Source organism: Luedemannella helvata (assembly GCF_039528415.1).
GTDB lineage: Bacteria > Actinomycetota > Actinomycetes > Mycobacteriales > Micromonosporaceae > Luedemannella > Luedemannella helvata.
Genome location: NZ_BAAALS010000022.1, coordinates 55,383 through 70,700 on the forward strand (window position 1 = coordinate 55,383; position 15,318 = coordinate 70,700).

The 15,318-nt window shown below is 75.6% G+C and carries 12 protein-coding genes; 5 read left to right on the forward strand and 7 right to left on the reverse strand.

Features of this window, described 5'->3' with window-relative positions; genetic code table 11:
- Positions 1-86: 86 nt before the first annotated feature.
- Positions 87-731, reverse strand: a complete 645-nt coding sequence (locus ABD191_RS20790) for a DUF1707 domain-containing protein (protein ID WP_344084543.1) — start codon at positions 729-731, stop codon at positions 87-89.
- 191 nt (positions 732-922) lie between these two features.
- On the opposite strand from ABD191_RS20790, the gene ABD191_RS20795 reads away from it, so the two are divergent.
- Together ABD191_RS20795 and ABD191_RS20800 are read left to right on the forward strand one after the other, a co-directional pair.
- Positions 923-2,278 carry a sensor histidine kinase gene (locus ABD191_RS20795; protein WP_344084546.1) on the forward strand — a complete coding sequence of 452 codons (1,356 nt, stop codon included), beginning with the start codon at positions 923-925 and terminating at the stop codon, positions 2,276-2,278.
- Complete coding sequence (locus tag ABD191_RS20800; protein WP_344084549.1) at positions 2,275-2,937, forward strand: response regulator; 663 nt, start codon at positions 2,275-2,277, stop codon at positions 2,935-2,937. Before ABD191_RS20795 ends, ABD191_RS20800 begins: the two co-directional genes overlap by 4 nt.
- Positions 2,938-3,051: 114 nt before the next feature.
- On the opposite strand, the gene ABD191_RS20805 is transcribed toward ABD191_RS20800, so the two are convergent.
- Positions 3,052-6,834 carry a hypothetical protein gene (locus ABD191_RS20805; protein ID WP_344084552.1) on the reverse strand — a complete coding sequence of 1,261 codons (3,783 nt, stop codon included), beginning with the start codon at positions 6,832-6,834 and terminating at the stop codon, positions 3,052-3,054.
- A 47-nt stretch (positions 6,835-6,881) separates the two neighbouring features.
- A complete protein-coding gene (locus tag ABD191_RS20810; RefSeq protein WP_344084554.1) occupies positions 6,882-7,859 on the reverse strand; it encodes a PASTA domain-containing protein in 978 nt (325 codons plus the stop codon).
- 410 nt (positions 7,860-8,269) lie between these two features.
- Between ABD191_RS20810 and ABD191_RS20815 the strand changes: the two genes are divergently transcribed.
- The 3 genes from ABD191_RS20815 to ABD191_RS20825 all read left to right on the forward strand — a co-directional run bounded on the left by ABD191_RS20815 (position 8,270) and on the right by ABD191_RS20825 (position 11,665).
- Complete coding sequence (locus ABD191_RS20815) at positions 8,270-9,139, forward strand: YihY/virulence factor BrkB family protein (protein ID WP_344084557.1); 870 nt, start codon at positions 8,270-8,272, stop codon at positions 9,137-9,139.
- Positions 9,132-10,196 carry a hypothetical protein gene (locus ABD191_RS20820; protein WP_344084560.1) on the forward strand — a complete coding sequence of 355 codons (1,065 nt, stop codon included), beginning with the start codon at positions 9,132-9,134 and terminating at the stop codon, positions 10,194-10,196. The genes ABD191_RS20815 and ABD191_RS20820 overlap by 8 nt, the downstream gene beginning before the upstream one ends.
- Positions 10,197-10,321: 125 nt before the next feature.
- Complete coding sequence (locus ABD191_RS20825) at positions 10,322-11,665, forward strand: ABC transporter ATP-binding protein (protein ID WP_344084563.1); 1,344 nt, start codon at positions 10,322-10,324, stop codon at positions 11,663-11,665.
- On the opposite strand, the gene ABD191_RS20830 is transcribed toward ABD191_RS20825, so the two are convergent.
- The 4 genes from ABD191_RS20830 to ABD191_RS20845 form a co-directional block, all read right to left on the reverse strand.
- Entirely contained in the window at positions 11,662-11,874 is a 213-nt protein-coding gene (locus ABD191_RS20830) for a hypothetical protein (protein WP_344084566.1), read from the reverse strand. The genes ABD191_RS20825 and ABD191_RS20830 overlap by 4 nt on opposite strands.
- Positions 11,875-11,923: 49 nt before the next feature.
- Entirely contained in the window at positions 11,924-12,790 is an 867-nt protein-coding gene (locus ABD191_RS20835; RefSeq protein ID WP_344084570.1) for a serine hydrolase, read from the reverse strand.
- Between the two features lie 131 nt (positions 12,791-12,921).
- Entirely contained in the window at positions 12,922-14,616 is a 1,695-nt protein-coding gene (locus ABD191_RS20840) for a collagen-binding domain-containing protein (RefSeq protein WP_344084573.1), read from the reverse strand.
- Positions 14,617-15,021: 405 nt separating this feature from the next.
- On the reverse strand, positions 15,022-15,288 hold the full coding sequence (locus tag ABD191_RS20845) for a DUF6510 family protein (protein WP_344084576.1): 267 nt from the start codon (positions 15,286-15,288) through the stop codon (positions 15,022-15,024).
- Positions 15,289-15,318: the final 30 nt, after the last annotated feature.

Here is a 15,318-nt window from a genome sequence, read left to right on the forward strand (position 1 = left end):
CCGCCCCCTCCACCTCACAAAAAACGGATCTTGGCACGGAAAGCCGGTTATCAGCGGCTTCCGTGCCAAGATCCGGTCGGTGCGGGTCAGCAGTGGCGCGGCCAGGCCGCGCCGGGGCGCCAGGCGCCACGGGTGCCGGCCCAGCGCAGCCATACGGCGTGCTTGATCAGGCCGATGGCGAGGATCGCCAACGGGATGACCGGCCAGAAGAAGTGCGCGCCGGTCACCGCCCAGATCGTGACGAGCACGGCCGACAGGATCAGCGCGAACATGACGTGCCGGACGAACCGGGCCCGCGCCCACCGCTTCACGGTGGCGGGGTCGGGCGCCCCCTCGTCGCCCGCCTCCGCCGCGCCCGGCGGTCCCCAGCCGCCGTGGCCCCCACCGCCGTGTCCCCAGCCGCCCGGTGCCCAGCCGCCGCTGCCCCCGTGCCGCCAGCCGGGTCCCCCGTGCGCCCAGCCGCCCCGGCCCCAGGCGCCGCGCCCGAACGCGCCGCCGGGCCCCATCCCGGCGTCGAGCGCGCGGCCCAGCACGCCGCGCCCCGGAAGGTCGGCCACCAGCGGCGGCAGTTCGTCGCGGAACTTCGCCCGGTACACGCTCACCTGGCGTTCCTCGCCCTCCTCCATGGTGAGCCGGCCGTCGCCGACCGCCTCGCGCACCACGGCGGCGTACTCCTCCCGCTCGCCGTCCGACGCCCGCACCCGCGGACGCTCCCCCGACTCCGTACTCATCTGAGGTGTTCTCCTCTCGCTGACCCTGGTGCCCAGACTCGCCCAGCGCGCGCCCGATCGCGTCGTCCGGCGGGACCGTTCCCGGCTACGTCGCCCGGCGCAGCGCGCGGCGCGCGTACTCCCTGGGGCGTAGGCGCGGGGTCGCCGCCACGCCGATGCCGGGACGGGCCGGGGGTGGCTACCGTTCGGATGTGCACTCACGCGAGCGCCGGCGCCGGCCGGGCGGCGACCGGCCGCAGCGCTGGCACCACTCTGGACACTGGTCGCACGGCGGTGGGGTCGACCACGACGGGACGGCGCCGGCCGGCGGGCCGCCCCCGGCGCGCGGCCACTGGCCGCCGTGGGCAACGGACGACGCCGGGCCGCAGTGGGCCGCGCGGCGACCGCCCGCGGTCGTGCTGCCCGCCCTTCTCGCCGCCGTCCAGATCATCGCGACCCCGATCGCCGGGCACGCCCAGCACGCCGCCCGCCCGCTCGACCTGCTGGGATACGTCCTGCTCGCGGCCGGCCCGGCGGCGCTGATCGCCCGGGCGCCCCGGCTGCGCCTACCGGTCTACGCCATCACCGTGCTGATCCTGCTGGCGTACGGGCTGGCCGGGTACCCGGCCGGTCCGGTCGTCCTCGCCGCGCTCGTGGCGCTCGTCCGTGCCGCCCGCGCCGGCTACCGGATCACCCTCTGGGTGGTCACCGGGCTGGCATACGCGGCCTATGTCGGGGTGGGTCAGCTGCTGCCGGGGATTCGGATCAACGGGGTGGAGCTCGTGACGCCGTCGCTGGCCCGGGCCGCGATCGTGGCGGCGTGGCTGGCGGTGGCGCTGGCCATCGCGGAGACCGTCCGCGCCCGCACGGCCCAGCTGTCGCAGCTCATGGCGGCCCGGGCGGAGGCGGCCCGGGCACGCACCGAGCAGTCGCGACGGCAGGCCAGCGAGGAGCGGCTCGCGATCGCCCGGGAGCTACACGACGTGCTGGGCCACCACCTGTCGCTGATCAACGTGCGGGCCGGCGTGGCGCTGCACCTCATCGAGAGCCGGCCGGAGGAGGCCCGCGCCGCGCTGGGCGCCATCAAGCAGGCCAGCGCCGAGGCACTGCGCGAGGTCCGCACGATGCTCACGTCGCTGCGCCCGGACGCGGAGACCGCGCCGCTGGCCCCCGCCCCCGACCTCGACCGGCTGGACGACCTCATCGCCGAGGCGAGCGCGGGCGGGCTGCCGGTGACGCTGCGCCGGACCGGGCCGGCCGCCGGGGTGCCCGCCGAGGTGGGCCGGGCGGCGTACCGGATCGTGCAGGAGGCGCTGACGAACGTACGCCGGCACGCTGGCCCGGACGCCCGTGCGACCGTGACGGTGCGCCATGACCCGGGCTCGCTGACCGTGCGGGTCGCCGACGACGGCGCCGGCCCCGGCGCGGCCCCCGCGGACGGCAACGGCCTGCCCGGCATGCGCGCCCGGGCGACCGCGCTGGGTGGCACGCTCACGGCCGATCCCACCGAGGGCGGCGGCTTCGCCGTCACCGCCGTCCTGCCCACCGACCAGGGAGACGACGCATGATCAAGGTGCTGCTCGCCGACGACCAGGCCCTCGTCCGGGCCGGGTTCCGCGCGCTGCTCGACGCCGAGCCGGACGTGGCCGTGGTCGGCGAGGCGGGCGACGGCGCCGCCGCGGTGCGCCTGGCCCGCGCGACGCGCCCGGACGTGGTGCTCATGGACATCCGCATGCCGGGCGTCGACGGGCTCGCCGCGACCCGCCAGATCACCGCGGACCCGGCGCTGGGCGCCACCCGCGTCGTCATCCTCACCACATTCGACCTGGACGAGTACGTGTTCGAGGCGCTGCGCTGCGGGGCGAGCGGCTTCCTCGTCAAGGACACCGAGCCGGCCGACCTGGTGCGCGGCGTACGGGTCGTGGCGGCCGGCGAGGCGCTGCTCTCCCCCGGTGTCACCCGCCGCCTCATCGCCGACTTCGCCGGCCGCGCACCCCTCGTCCCGCCGCCCGCCCTGGACGCGTTGACGGACCGGGAGCGGGAGGTGATGGCGCTCGTCGGGGCGGGACTGTCCAATGAGGAGATCGCCACCCGGCTCGTGGTGAGCCCGGCGACCGCGAAGACGCACGTCAGCCGCGCGATGGTGAAGCTGGGCGCGCGCGACCGCGCCCAGCTTGTCGTGCTCGCCTACGAGGCGGGCCTGGTCCGCCCGGGCTGGGCGACGTGACCCGCCCGAGCGTGTTGCAGAAAAAGTGCTACAGCGGTTCCACACCATGTCCACAAAAGTGCAGTCACGCCACGGACCACAGGTTAGGTTCCGCCGGCCGCGCGCCGGCGCAGATTAGGTTCCGCCGGCCGCGCGCCGGCGGCGGATGAGGTACACGGCAGCGCCGGCGGCGACAAGCAGCACGCCAGCGGCGGCGACGCCGATCGGCGCCCACGGCACCGGCTCGACGACGGTCACCACGACGTACCGGGACACCGGCGCGCCCTTGCCGTCCACCCCGGACGCGACGAGCGTGTGCGGGCCCGGCGGCAGGTCGGCCGGCAGGACGATCGACCCGGTGGCCTCCCCGGCGCCGGAGGCGACGATCGTGCCGGCCGCCCGGGGCGCCGAGAAGACCGTCAGCGTGACGACGCTGCCGGGCGCGAACCCGCTCGCCCCCACCGGGTACGCGGTGCCGGCGCGCACGTCCGGGCCGGTGCCCGTGGGGGTGTCGGACAGCGACAGTCGCGGGCCCGCCGCCCGGGTCGCCGCGGCGGGCGGCGCGTCGTCGCCGGCACCGACCTTACGGACCACGACCGCCCGGGCCTGCTCGGAGCGGTTGCTCCAGCGGCGCAGGGCGGCGGCGAGGTCGGCGTAGCCGTCCGCGTCCGGGTAGAGCGCCGCCGCGGCCGGCACGAGGCCGGCGGCCGACTGGGCGGGCCGGACGGCGTGCGGGTCGTTGTCGCACAGGGTGTGACGCGGGCGCAGCGCGTCGGCGGTGTCGCCGGCGAAGAACACCGGCAGGTCCGCCTCGCGGGCGCGCGCGACCGCGCCCGCGACCGCCTCGTTGAGGGCCACGGTCGTGTCGTCGATGAGGCGCAGCTCGGCGGGGCTGAGCACGCCCTTGCAGGTGCCCGGGTCCTCGCCCGCGGCGGGGACGAGCCGGGGGTACGCGGCGACGACGATCGGCGTGGCCGGCCCCTCGTCGGTGCCGTTGACGGCCGCGTCGATCGCCCGGTAGGTGGCCAGCAGGTCGCCGCCCACGGCGCCGGCCCGGTTGCGGGCCGCCCGCGCGCCCGTCACCGCGAACGGCGCGCAGCCCGGCAGGGTCGTCACCGCGCCGCCCCCACCGACGGCCGCGAACGCGCCCGCGTCGACATACCGGCCCAGGCAGTCGGCGCTCAGCGCGGCGTTGGGCCACGACGCCGCGTTCGCGCAGTCGCCGGCCAGGCAGGCGGCGATCAGGTCGCGCAGGCCCACGTCGGCGGCCCCGGCCGACACGAGGACGAGGTCCGCGCGCTGGGGCAGGGCGCGCAGCCGCGCGAGCTGGTCGCCGCGCGTGTCGCCGGTCAGCCCGCGCAGGCCGGCCGTGCCGGTCCCCGCGCAGGCGAGCACGACCGCGCCCGCGGCCCAGCCGGGCGGCGCCGCGGCCGGCCCGCCGCAGGCGCTGCCCGCCAGGTAGCCGTCGCCGAGCACGGCCACGGCCCGGGCCCGGCCCAGCAGCGGGCCGGCACCGGTGGCCGTGCCCGCGTCGGCGTACCGGATGGAACCGACCGCCTGGCTGACGGCCGTGTTGTCGGCGCTGCCGGTGACCGTGAACCACGACACCCGCCCGTCCGGCGAGGTGACCGCCGGGTACGTCCAGGTCACCGTGCGGGTCTGCCCGGGGGCCAGGTTGCCCAGCGCGCGGGCGGCGCCGGCGACGGCCGGCTCCGAGTTGCCCACGGCCGGCGGGAAACGCAGCAGGACCCGCACGTCGCGCACGGTCGTCGTCGAGGCGTTCGTGACGGTCGCCGTGATCACCACGTCGTCCGTGGGGCTGGCGACCGCGTCCAGCGGTGGGCTGGTCAGGGCCACCCGCAGCCGCGCGGCCGTCAGCTCGGTCACCGCCTCGCGGGCCGCCGCCGCGTCGGCGACCGCCAGGTGCCGGCCGCCGGTGGCCCGCGCGACGCACGCGAGCGCGTCGCCGGCACCGGCCGCCGCACCGTACGCGATGGTGTTGACCACCGCGAGGCCGTCGGCGGCGAGTGCCCGCGCGGCCTCGCACGCGTCGAGGCCGCAGGCGTCGCGCTGGTCGGAGATGAGCACGATGGTCGCGCCGGTGACGCCGGCGCGCCGCAGGTCGTCGGCCGCGGCGAGCAGCGCCGGGCCGGTCGGGGTGCGCCCGCCCGGGCGCATGCCGAGCACCTGGGTGCGCAGCCCGCTGTCGGTGGGCGAGGTGAAGCCGTAGCGCAGGCCGCCAGGGCCGCAGTCGTCGGCCGCGTCCGGGTAGGTGCGCAGGGCCACCGAGGCGGCCGGCGGCATCGCGTCCAGCGCGGCGAGCAGCGCCGCGTAGGTGCCCACCACCTTCGGGGTGCCCGCCTCGTCGGGCCCGGCCGTGGAGATGCCCGTGTTGACCAGGAACAGCACGCGCGGCGGCGCACCGGCGACCGCGTCGGGCGGCTGCACGTCCGGCCGGTACCGCACGGTGATCGTCGTGGGGGTGCCCGGCCGCAGCGCGGCGGTCGCGGTCAGCTCGGCCGCCGCCGTGGTGACCAGCCTGGCGGGCGCCGTCAGCGCCGTCAGCACGCCCGGGACGACCGGGGTGCCGACGCCCTTGGCGGCGCAGTCGCTGATCAGGCCGGCCACCGCGCCCTCGGCGACCTCGCCGCGCACCAGGCCGGGGACCAGCTCGGCGGCGCAGGACCGCGCAGCCGCGCGGGCGGTGCGGTCCGCGGCGCCGCCCGGGCCGCTGTCCACGAGCCCCAACCGCCCGAGTACGCCGTAGGTCGCCGCGTACGCCTCGATGCCGGCGTCCACGAGCGCGGCCGAGACGGCGACGCGGTCGCGGGTCGCGCTGATCACCGTCTGGGCGCCGTAGGAGCGGTCGATGACGAGATCGACCGGCTCGCCCGGGCGCACGACGACGCCGCGCCCGACGCCCGCGCGCGCCAGCTCGTCGGTGACCGCGTCGGCGACCGTCGCGCCACCCACACGGGGGTCGGCCTCCGGGCCGCGGCGCGACGTCACGCCGGTGCCCAGGCCCACCAGCACCGGGTACGTCGCGGCGCCCGTCACCCGCAGGATGAGCGCGCCGTCGACGATCGTGGCGCACCAGGTGACATCGGCACCCGCGCCGCTCACGTCGACACCGGCCGCGTCGAGCGACCCACCGGCCGGGCAGTCGTCCGCCCCACTTGACGTGGGGCCGCTGGTCAGGACCGCACCGGGGGGCGTGTCACGAGGACCGGGCTCGGTCGCCGGCCCGCCGGTGATCTTCGGGCCGCCACCCGGTGCGGTCGTGGTCGTGGTCGGGACACCCACGGCGACGCTCGTCGTGGGGCCGGGCGGCGTCGTCCCGGTCGACGACGTCCCGGGCGGAGGTGTCACGCCGGGCGTGGCGGGGTCGGTCGGCGGCTGTGGGGCGAGCGCGGCCAGCCACGGTACGGCGGCCGCGATCTCGTCCGCGAGGGCCGCGTGATCGAGCCAGGCGACCGTGAGGACGGTGGTACCGGTCAGTGCCGCGACCTCCGCGGTGGCCCAGCGCCGGTCGGCGTCGAGGCGGACGGGCAGGGCGCGCCACGGCGCGTCCGACGCGTCGGCGCGCAGCGCCAGCCAGGGGGTGGCGTCGGCGGGCAGTTCCGGGTCGACGCGCAGCCGCACGGTGGCGGGCTTGCGCAGCTCGACGACGCCCAGCTCCACGGCGAACGCGTCGCCGGCACGGGCCGCGTCGGGCAGCTCGGCCCGCTGCGGACGGGCGCGCAGGGTGCCCGCCTCGGACACCCCGTACGCGGGCACGCTGATCTCGACGCCCTCACCGCGTACGGTGGCGGTCTTCTCCGGGCTGACCTTCGCGGACAGCGACCGGCCCCGCTCGACGACCAGGCCGATGGCCACGGCCGCGCCCACGACCGCGACGCCCACGATCACGGCGACCACGCGCCACAGGGGGCGCGAGCCCCGACGGGTCCCACTGGTGACGGCGCTCACCCGCCGACCGCCCGCAGGGCCGCGATGGCCTCGGGGCCCGCGGTCAGGCGGCCGTCGCCGAAGACGAGGGACCCGCCCGGCGGACCCGACTCGGCGTCGACGACGATCGCCAGCCGCACGACGCCGGACGTGTCGAGCGACAGGGCGCGCGTCTGGCCGGCGCGCAGCGTGCCGTCGGCGATCTCCCTGCCGTCGGCGATGACGCGGAACCGGATGGCGCGGCCGGCGCCGTCCGTGTCGGGTTGGCCGACGACGGCGTCGAGGCGCAGCGCGCGGCGGTCGAGCAGGTACAGGATGTCCACGTCGGACGGGCAGCGCAGCGCGCGCTCGTAGCGCACGCCGTCGACCGTGACGGCGGCCCCGCCGCAGCCGGAGTTCGCGGCGGGCAGGTCCGCCAGGTAGGCGGTGGCCGGCGGCGCGGCCACCGTGAGGACCACGTGCGGCGCGGCGAGCGCGCCCTCGGCGGGGTCGCTGGCGAGCACGGAGTCGATCGGGGCGCCGGCCCGGTAGACGCGGCGGACCTCGACGGTCGCGCCGAGCTCCCGCAGGTCGCGCACGGCGGCCCGCACGTCCGCGCCGACCACCCTGGGCACGACCGCGGGAGCGGCGAGGGCGAGGGTCACCTCCCCGCCGATGGGCGCCCCGGCGGCGGGTTCCTGGGTGACGACCGTTCCCTGCGGCGCCACGGCCGGCTCCGACCGGGTGCGGACCTTCACCGCCGCGAGGCCCGCGTCGGCGAGCACCTGGCGGGCCGCGGCCTCGGTCAGCCCGCGCACGTCCGGGGTGAGCAGCTCGGTGGTGTCCCCGGCGGCGGGCGCGTCCGAGCCGGTCACCACGATGTCGGGGGCGTAGCGGGGGTGGTATCGGCCGGCCGCCCACCAGCCGGCGGCGGACCCCGCCGCGAACACCCCCACCAGCACGAGGGCGGCGGGCAGGACCGCCGATCGTCGGCGGCTGCGCTCCGCGCTTGTCATGGCCAGGTCCTCGCGGCGGTCGGGGGTACGGGCACCGCACACGCTATGCGGTCGCGTCGAGGGGCGCATCACCCGTACGCGCGGGCCCGGTGGGCCGCGCGGCGGCCCCGCGAGGCGCGTCGAGCAGGAATGGAACGACCCCCGGGGTTCCGCGTGAAGCGGACCGGCTGGACTGACCGGGCCCCGGGGGTCGGGTAGCTGTCTGGTATTCGCCACACCGCCGTCGGCGGTCACGACGAAGCGTGTCCGGTGAGGACGGCGGGCTAGCGGACAGCCACCTCACGAGTCCAGTTGCTATTCAACGTCGGACCACCTCCTCTCACGTGTACCGACAAACGTAATCGGCGTTCGGGGCACCCGCAAGAGCATTTTCGCCCCGCACGTATGCCCTGGTGGGGTGTGATGGTGACGTGCGCAACGTGATCGAGACCGCCAAGGATGTCCGCGCCGCGGTCAAGCGCCACCAGCTCCCGCTCGTCTCGGCCGGCGTGGCGTTCTACGCCATGCTCGCGATCTTCCCCGCGATGATCGCCATGGTCGCCGTGTACGGCCTCGTGACCGACCCGAACAAGATCGAGGACCAGCTGGCGCCGGTGGCCGAGAGTCTCCCGGCCGGGGCCGGGGAACTGGTCAGCGGCCAGCTGACCGCCGTGACCGAGGTCGACTCGGGCGGCCTCACGATCGGCCTGGTGATCGGTCTGCTCGCCACCCTGTGGGCGGCCGCTGGCGGCGTGCGCGCGTTGATCACGGGTCTGTCGATCATCCACGGGCAGACGGAGGAGGTCGGGTTCGTGAAGCGGGCGGCGACCTCCCTCGTGCTGACCCTCGGCGCGCTCGTCGTCGTGCTGGTGGCGATCACCCTCCTGGCCGTATTCCCGGTGGTGCTGGGCCACCTGGGCCTCGGCTCGGTCGCCGGGCTGGGCGCGCATGTGGGCCGATGGGTACTGCTGATCGTCCTTATCGGCCTCGGGCTGGCGGTGCTCTACCACTGGGGCCCGACCGGGGAACGCCCGCCGTGGCACTGGATCAGCTGGGGCACTGTCACCGCGTTGACACTGTGGATCCTCGGCTCGGTCGCCTTTTCGATCTATGTGGCGAACTTCGGCAGCTACAACGAGACGTACGGCAGCATCGCCGGTGTGATCGTGTTGATGTTGTGGCTGTTCCTGTCCGCCTTCGCGGTGCTGCTCGGCGCCGAGATCGACGCGGTACGCGCACACCGTGGCGGGACCGGGGTGGGCACCGCGGCGGACGGCGTGGCAAGCTCCGGTAGTGGGTGAACAGGGGGACTCGATCCTCGCCGCCGTCGCGACCCTGGACACGTGGTTGCTGTGGGCTATCTGGTCGGGCGTTGTGGTGCTGACGGGCTTGATCCTGCTGACGTACGGCGTCGTCGTCGTACGCCGCGATCGCAAACGCGCCCGGCTGGCTGACCGACCGTCCACTGCGGAGCCCCGGATCCCCCGGCAGCTGCCGTCGGCGCCGGCCCGGCTCGCGCTGCCCGCCGCCCCGACCGGACCGGCCTCCCCCGCACGCCCGCCGGCCGGGCGGCGCGAGCGGCGCCCGCCCGGCCCCCGTACGCCCGTGAAAGTTCCCCGGCAGCGGGGCCGGAGCACGGTCGAGACGCCGGCGCCCGAGCCCCCGGTGTCGGCGCCGCCGGACCTCGGCGGCAAGGCGCTCGCGGCGGCCACCACGACGACGGCCGAGCCGAGCAGGCCCGCCAAGCGGGGCCGGGGTGGGCGGCCCAGCGTGACCGAATGCGTCGAGCTGCGGCGGCGCTGCGAGGAACTGCGCCGGCAGGCCGCGGCGGCCAACGCGGCGGCCGCGCGCGCCACGGTCGCGGCCGAGCAGGCGGCCGACCGCCGGGTCGAGGCCCGGCGCGAGCGGGCGGCCGCCCAGGAGCGGCGCGACGAGGCCGCCCGGGCCACGGCGGCAGCGACCAGCGCCGCGCAGGCCGAGGCGCGGCGCCTGGCGGAGCGGCGCGGCACCGTGGACGACGAGGGCGAACGGGTGACCACACACGCCGCGTTCGCGGCGTTCCGGCGCGGCGACATCACCGCTGAGCAGCTGCGGGAGGTGTTCCGCCGGGCCGAGGGCTGGACGCCGCAGCAGGACGACCTGACCCACGAGGTGACCCGGTGCCGGGCCGTGGAGGCGGACGCCCAGCGGACACTGGACTTCGCGCTCACCACCGAACAGGTGGCCGACGAGCTGGCCGAGGAGGCCGCGCGCACGGCGCAGCAGCTGGCGGACGCGGCCCGCGCGGTGGGCGAGCAGGCGCGCGAGGTGTGCGCGGCCGCTGACGAGTGCGAGGGCGGCCGCAAGCGCCGGCGGTGACCCTCACGCACGCGCAGTGGCTGGCCAGTCACGGGAAGTTAACAGCGCATGAGCGGTATACGTCGATGGTGTTTCCGGGGCACTATTGACGCACGGACCCCACCACCCGTGCCGCGGAGTTCGCCATGTCCACTGTGGTCCTGCGCCAGCTCACGAAGACCTATCCGACGGGCGTCACGGCCGTCGACCATGTCGACCTCACCGTCGCCGACGGCGAGGTGATGGTGCTGCTCGGCCCGACCGGCTGCGGCAAGAGCACGGTCCTGCGCCTCATCGCCGGCCTGGACCCGGCCACCTCCGGCCACATCGAGTTCGGCGGCGCGGGCGTCGACGACGTCCCCGCGCGCGACCGCGAGGTCGCCATGGTGTTCCAGGACTACGGGCTCTACCCGCACCTCACGGTCGCGGAGAACATCGCGTTTCCACTGCTCAACCACCATGTCGAGGAGGCGGAGCGCGACCAGCGGGTGCGCGAGGTCGCCGACCTGCTCGACCTGTCGGACGTGCTGGACAAGCGGCCCGGCCGGCTGTCGGGCGGCCAGCGCCAGCGGGTCGCCATGGCCCGCGCCATCGTGCGCCACCCCCGGGTTTTCCTGCTCGACGAGCCGCTGTCCAACCTCGACGCCGCCGTGCGCGAGTCCGTACGCAACCATCTGGCCGACCTCATCCACCGCCTCGATGTCGCCACGATCTACGTCACCCACGACCAGACCGAGGCCATGTGCCTGGGCGACCGGGTGGCCGTCATGCGGCAGGGCCGCATCGAGCAGATCGGCACGCCGGAGGAGATCTACTCGGACCCGCAGTGCCTCTTCGTGGCCGCCTTCGTCGGCAGCCCCCGGATGAACCTGCTGCAGGCCGCCGTCCACATCGAGCCCGGGCGGCGCGCCGTCGTCGACCTCGGGGCCCAGACGCTCAGCCTGCCCTGGTCCAACGCGCGGGCCCGGGCGCTCGCCACGCACCACGGCGCGCGCGTCACCGTGGGCTTCCGCCCGGACGCGCTCGTGCCCACGGGTGACGCCGACGGCGCCGACCTGCACGGGGTGGTGCGTCTCGTCGAGCACCGCGGGCACGACGCGCTCGTCCACCTGGAGACCGGGTCGGTGCCCACCCCGCACCTGATCTCCCAGCTGGAGCTGCCTGACGCGCACGGGGAGCTGGCGCACATCCTCGGCGAGGAGCCGCCGGTCGCGCACCCGCTGCGCCGCCGGCTGGCGCGGATCGTGCCGCAGCCGCGCCGCGCCGACGAGCCCGGCCGCTACGCCCTGCAGCCGACCTACTCGCCCGAGGCGGAGCCGGCGCGCGAGGCGCTCGGCGACGTCACCGCGCGGGTGCCCGCCGCGTCCGCGCCCCGCGTAGGCGAGACCGTCAGCCTGCGCCTGGACGTCGACCACCTCTATCTGTTCGACCGCGCGGGCGACCGGATCGCGCTGCCCGCGACGTCGGTCGCCCTCCGCGAGGCGGTCTAGAGTTCGCGCCAGTCCTGGGTACCGGCCAGCAGCGAGCGCACCACGTCGAGGGCGGCGTCCTCGTCGTCGCGCGGGATCCAGCGGCTGCGCCCCTCGGCTCCGCCGGTCCGGTCCTCGATGAGCCACTGCCCGCCGTCCTCGTAGAGCAGCACGTCGCGGCGGGCCAGCCGTCCCCAGGATCCGTTCCAGAAGTGCCTGCGCTTCTCCATGCCGTTATTCGAACACATGTGCGATCTTCTGTGTGCCCGACGTCCGCATTCACCAGGCCAGATACTGCCGGACAAGCGTGACGACCCGCTCGGTCGTGGCGACTCCGGTGGACATTCCGGAATGGCCGTGGGATAGCACCGCCACCGTCAGGTCGGTCCGCGGACCTGTGATCCGGCCCACACTATTGATAATCCACCGGCCGCTCTCGGTGCCGCGGCTGAGCCAGCCGTTCTTCACGGCGGCCGTCTCCCCCGCCCGGGCGCCGGCCGGCACGCCCCAGTCCTGGTCGCCGTTCACGGTCGTCATCAGGCTCCTGATGTACGCCCGCGACGCCGCGGTCAGCGGCCCGGACCTGCCGAGCGCCTTGTTGACCAACGTGAGCTGGTCGCCGACCGTGGTGCGGGTCAGCCCCCAGCTGCTGCTCGGCGCGGTCGCCGTGAGGCCCAGCCGGCCGTTGGCCGCACGCAGCCCGCTGGCCCCGCCGACGCGCTGGAACAGCGTGGTCGCCGCCGCGTTGTCGCTGGCGCGCATCATCCGCTCCGCCAGGGACCGCTCGGTGGTGGTCAGCGACCGCCCGGCGTCCTGCGCCGACAGCAGCAACGCGGCCAGGATGTCCAGCTTCACGATGCTGGCCGTCTCGTACGTGTCCGAGGACCGGTAGCGGTACGTCACGCCGCTGCGGTTGTTGCGCACCGCGATGGAGAACTCGACCCAGCGGTCCAGCGGCAGCGCGGCCAGCGCCCTGGTGAGCCGTGCCGCGGCGCCCAGGCCTGTCGCGGCCGCGCCGGTCGGGGTGAGGGCGGCCGTCGCGGCGCGGGCGGCGGACGCCGCCGGGCCCACGAGCGCGGCCGCCGGAGCCGCCGGCGTCACCAGGTAGGCCCCGACGGCCGCGATCATGGCGACCGAGACACTCATCAGCACACAGAGGACAACGAGAGTGCGGGGCGACCGGCGCCGCCGCGCCAGCCCGCGGGAACATCCGCCGGCAACGGCACCGGGGGTGGGGCGCGCCGGGCGCGCCCCACCCCCGGGCCAGGTGCGTCAGGTCAGGCGCGGGACCGCCGGGCGGCGACCAGCAAGCCCATGCCGACGGCGAGGAAGGCGGCACCGACGAGCAGCCAGGTGAGGACCGACGCACCCGTGGTCGGCAGGCTCGGCCCGTCGGCCGGCGCCGCGACCGGCGCGGAGGTGGCCGGATCGCTCGCCGCGGGCGTGGTGGTCGCCGACGACGTCACCGGCGCGGACGAGGTCACCGGCGCGGACGACGTCACCGGAGGCGAGGTCGTGACCGGAGGCGACGTAGTGACCGGCGGCGAGGTCGTCACGGGAGGCGACGTGGTCACCGGCGGCGAGGTCGTCACCGGAGGCGACGTGGTCACGGGAGGCGACGTGGTCACCGGCGGCGAGGTCGTCACCGGAGGCGACGTGGTCACGGGAGGCGACGTGGTCACCGGAGGCGAGGTCGTCACCGGAGGCGACGTGGTCACCGGCGGCGAGGTCGTCACCGGAGGCGACGTGGTCACCGGAGGCGAGGTCGTCACCGGCGGCGAGGTCGTCACCGGAGGCGAGGTCGTCACCGGAGGCGAGGTCGTCACCGGAGGCGACGTCGTCACCGGCGGGCTGCTCGGCTTAGCCGAGGTCGTGGGTACGGCCGTGGTCGGGGGGACGACCGGCACGAGACCCTCGAACGGGTACGCGTGGATCTCGCCGCCGTCGCCGTTGGCGCCGTGCGAGAACGTCCTTGCGACGACCGCGCCCTCGATGTTGCTGCGACTGTGGTTCAGCAGGTTGGCGAACGGCGCGTAGAGGGTGCCTTCCACGGTGGACGAGTTCTTGTCCAGCGTCACGCTCGTCGCGTCGCCGAAGTTGATGAGCACGTGCTCGGCGTGGTTTCCGGCGAGACCGGCGAAGTTGGGCACCTGCCAGGTCAGCTTGTTCCCCGACCCGGTGGTGTCGATATTGATGACGAGGATGCGGCCGGGCGCCGGCTTGTCCCTGAAGGTGAACTCCCGGATGCCCGCCAGGTCGGCCGGGGTCAGCGTGACGACGTTCACGCCGGAGGCGAGCGGGAACGCCAGCTTGTCGCCGTCGCGGGTCGGCATCAGCGTCGGCGCGAGCCCGGCGATGCGCTGCGAGCGCTCGCGGAACTCGGCGAACAGCGACGACAGGTCGACGCCGCTGGGGCCGCCCACCGACGCGGCCGGCTGCTTGGCGGTGAGGCCGACGCGCGGCTTGCTGTCGTAGTCGGCGTTCTTGCGCACGACCACGGTGCCGCTCGGGGCACCGTTGCGGTCGCGATCGTAAACGGTCGCGTTGCTCAGGTCGCCGATCTTGATGTACCCGTTGTTGTGCACCTTGAGCTCGGCACCGGCGGCACTGTTGGCGAGGTCCACCCGACCGCCGACGAGCAGGGCCGTGCTGTTGGACTCGCTGGGGGCGGGCTGCCCGCCGTGCCCGTGCGTGAAGATCTGGTGGTTGCCGGCCAGGGTCAGGTCGCCGCCGATCGCGACGGCGCCATCGGTCTCGTTCGGGCCGAGCGTCGCGTCGCCGTCCACCAGGACGAGGAAGCCGCGGCTTCCGGCGAGGGGATCGATGCTGTCCGCCGCAGCCGCCGAAGGCGTCGCGGCGGCCACGGTGATCACGCCGGTGAACGTCACGGCCGCCAGCGCGAGGAAGGTGAGTGCGGTTCGGGACAGAACGTTGTGGCGGGTGAGCGACCGCCGGAGGGGGATGCGAGACACGGATACCGACCTTGCTGAGAAACCGAGGGAAGCATCACCGTATGCGCAGGTCAGAGGCCTGTCCACGTCATGATCGAGGCATCCGGCGCCCGTCCGGTTGCGCCGATACCCTCGCGAATGCGACAGGTCATGACTAGTACGTGATAAGCGGCAACCTGGGTAATAGCCACCGGGTACTAAACGGGACTTTTCGCCGGTCGGTCCGGTCACGCTGTGAAATACGTAACTCTTTCTCGCCACCAGGTGGGCGGCACGGGTCGCCGCCAACTGCCGGTGAGCGATGCCGCCGCCGCGCCACCCGTTGATGACGCCCGTGCCGTCGACCGCGTGGGGGTCACAAAAAACCTGCCCGGGCCGGCGTCCCTCCGGCCCGGGCAGGAGCCCGATACAACAACACTTAGCACGCTAGGGAAGGGCGAACTCCAGGCAGGTCACGCCGCGCAGGTCCAGCCACGCCCGGTCGGTGGCGCGGACCAGCCGCATGAGCACCGCGTCGCAGCCCGGGCAGCGCGCCACCAGGCCCGGCCCCCGGTCGTACACGTGGGCCCGGGCGACCTCGCCCGCCTGGCCGCACGCCACGCAGGTGCCCCGGGCGGAGGTCACGTCGACCGCGAAGAGCTCCCGGAAAGCCCCGGCCAGCTCGTTGCCGTCCACAAACGACGTACCGTCCACGCGCGCACCTCCGCCTCGTCCATCCTCTGC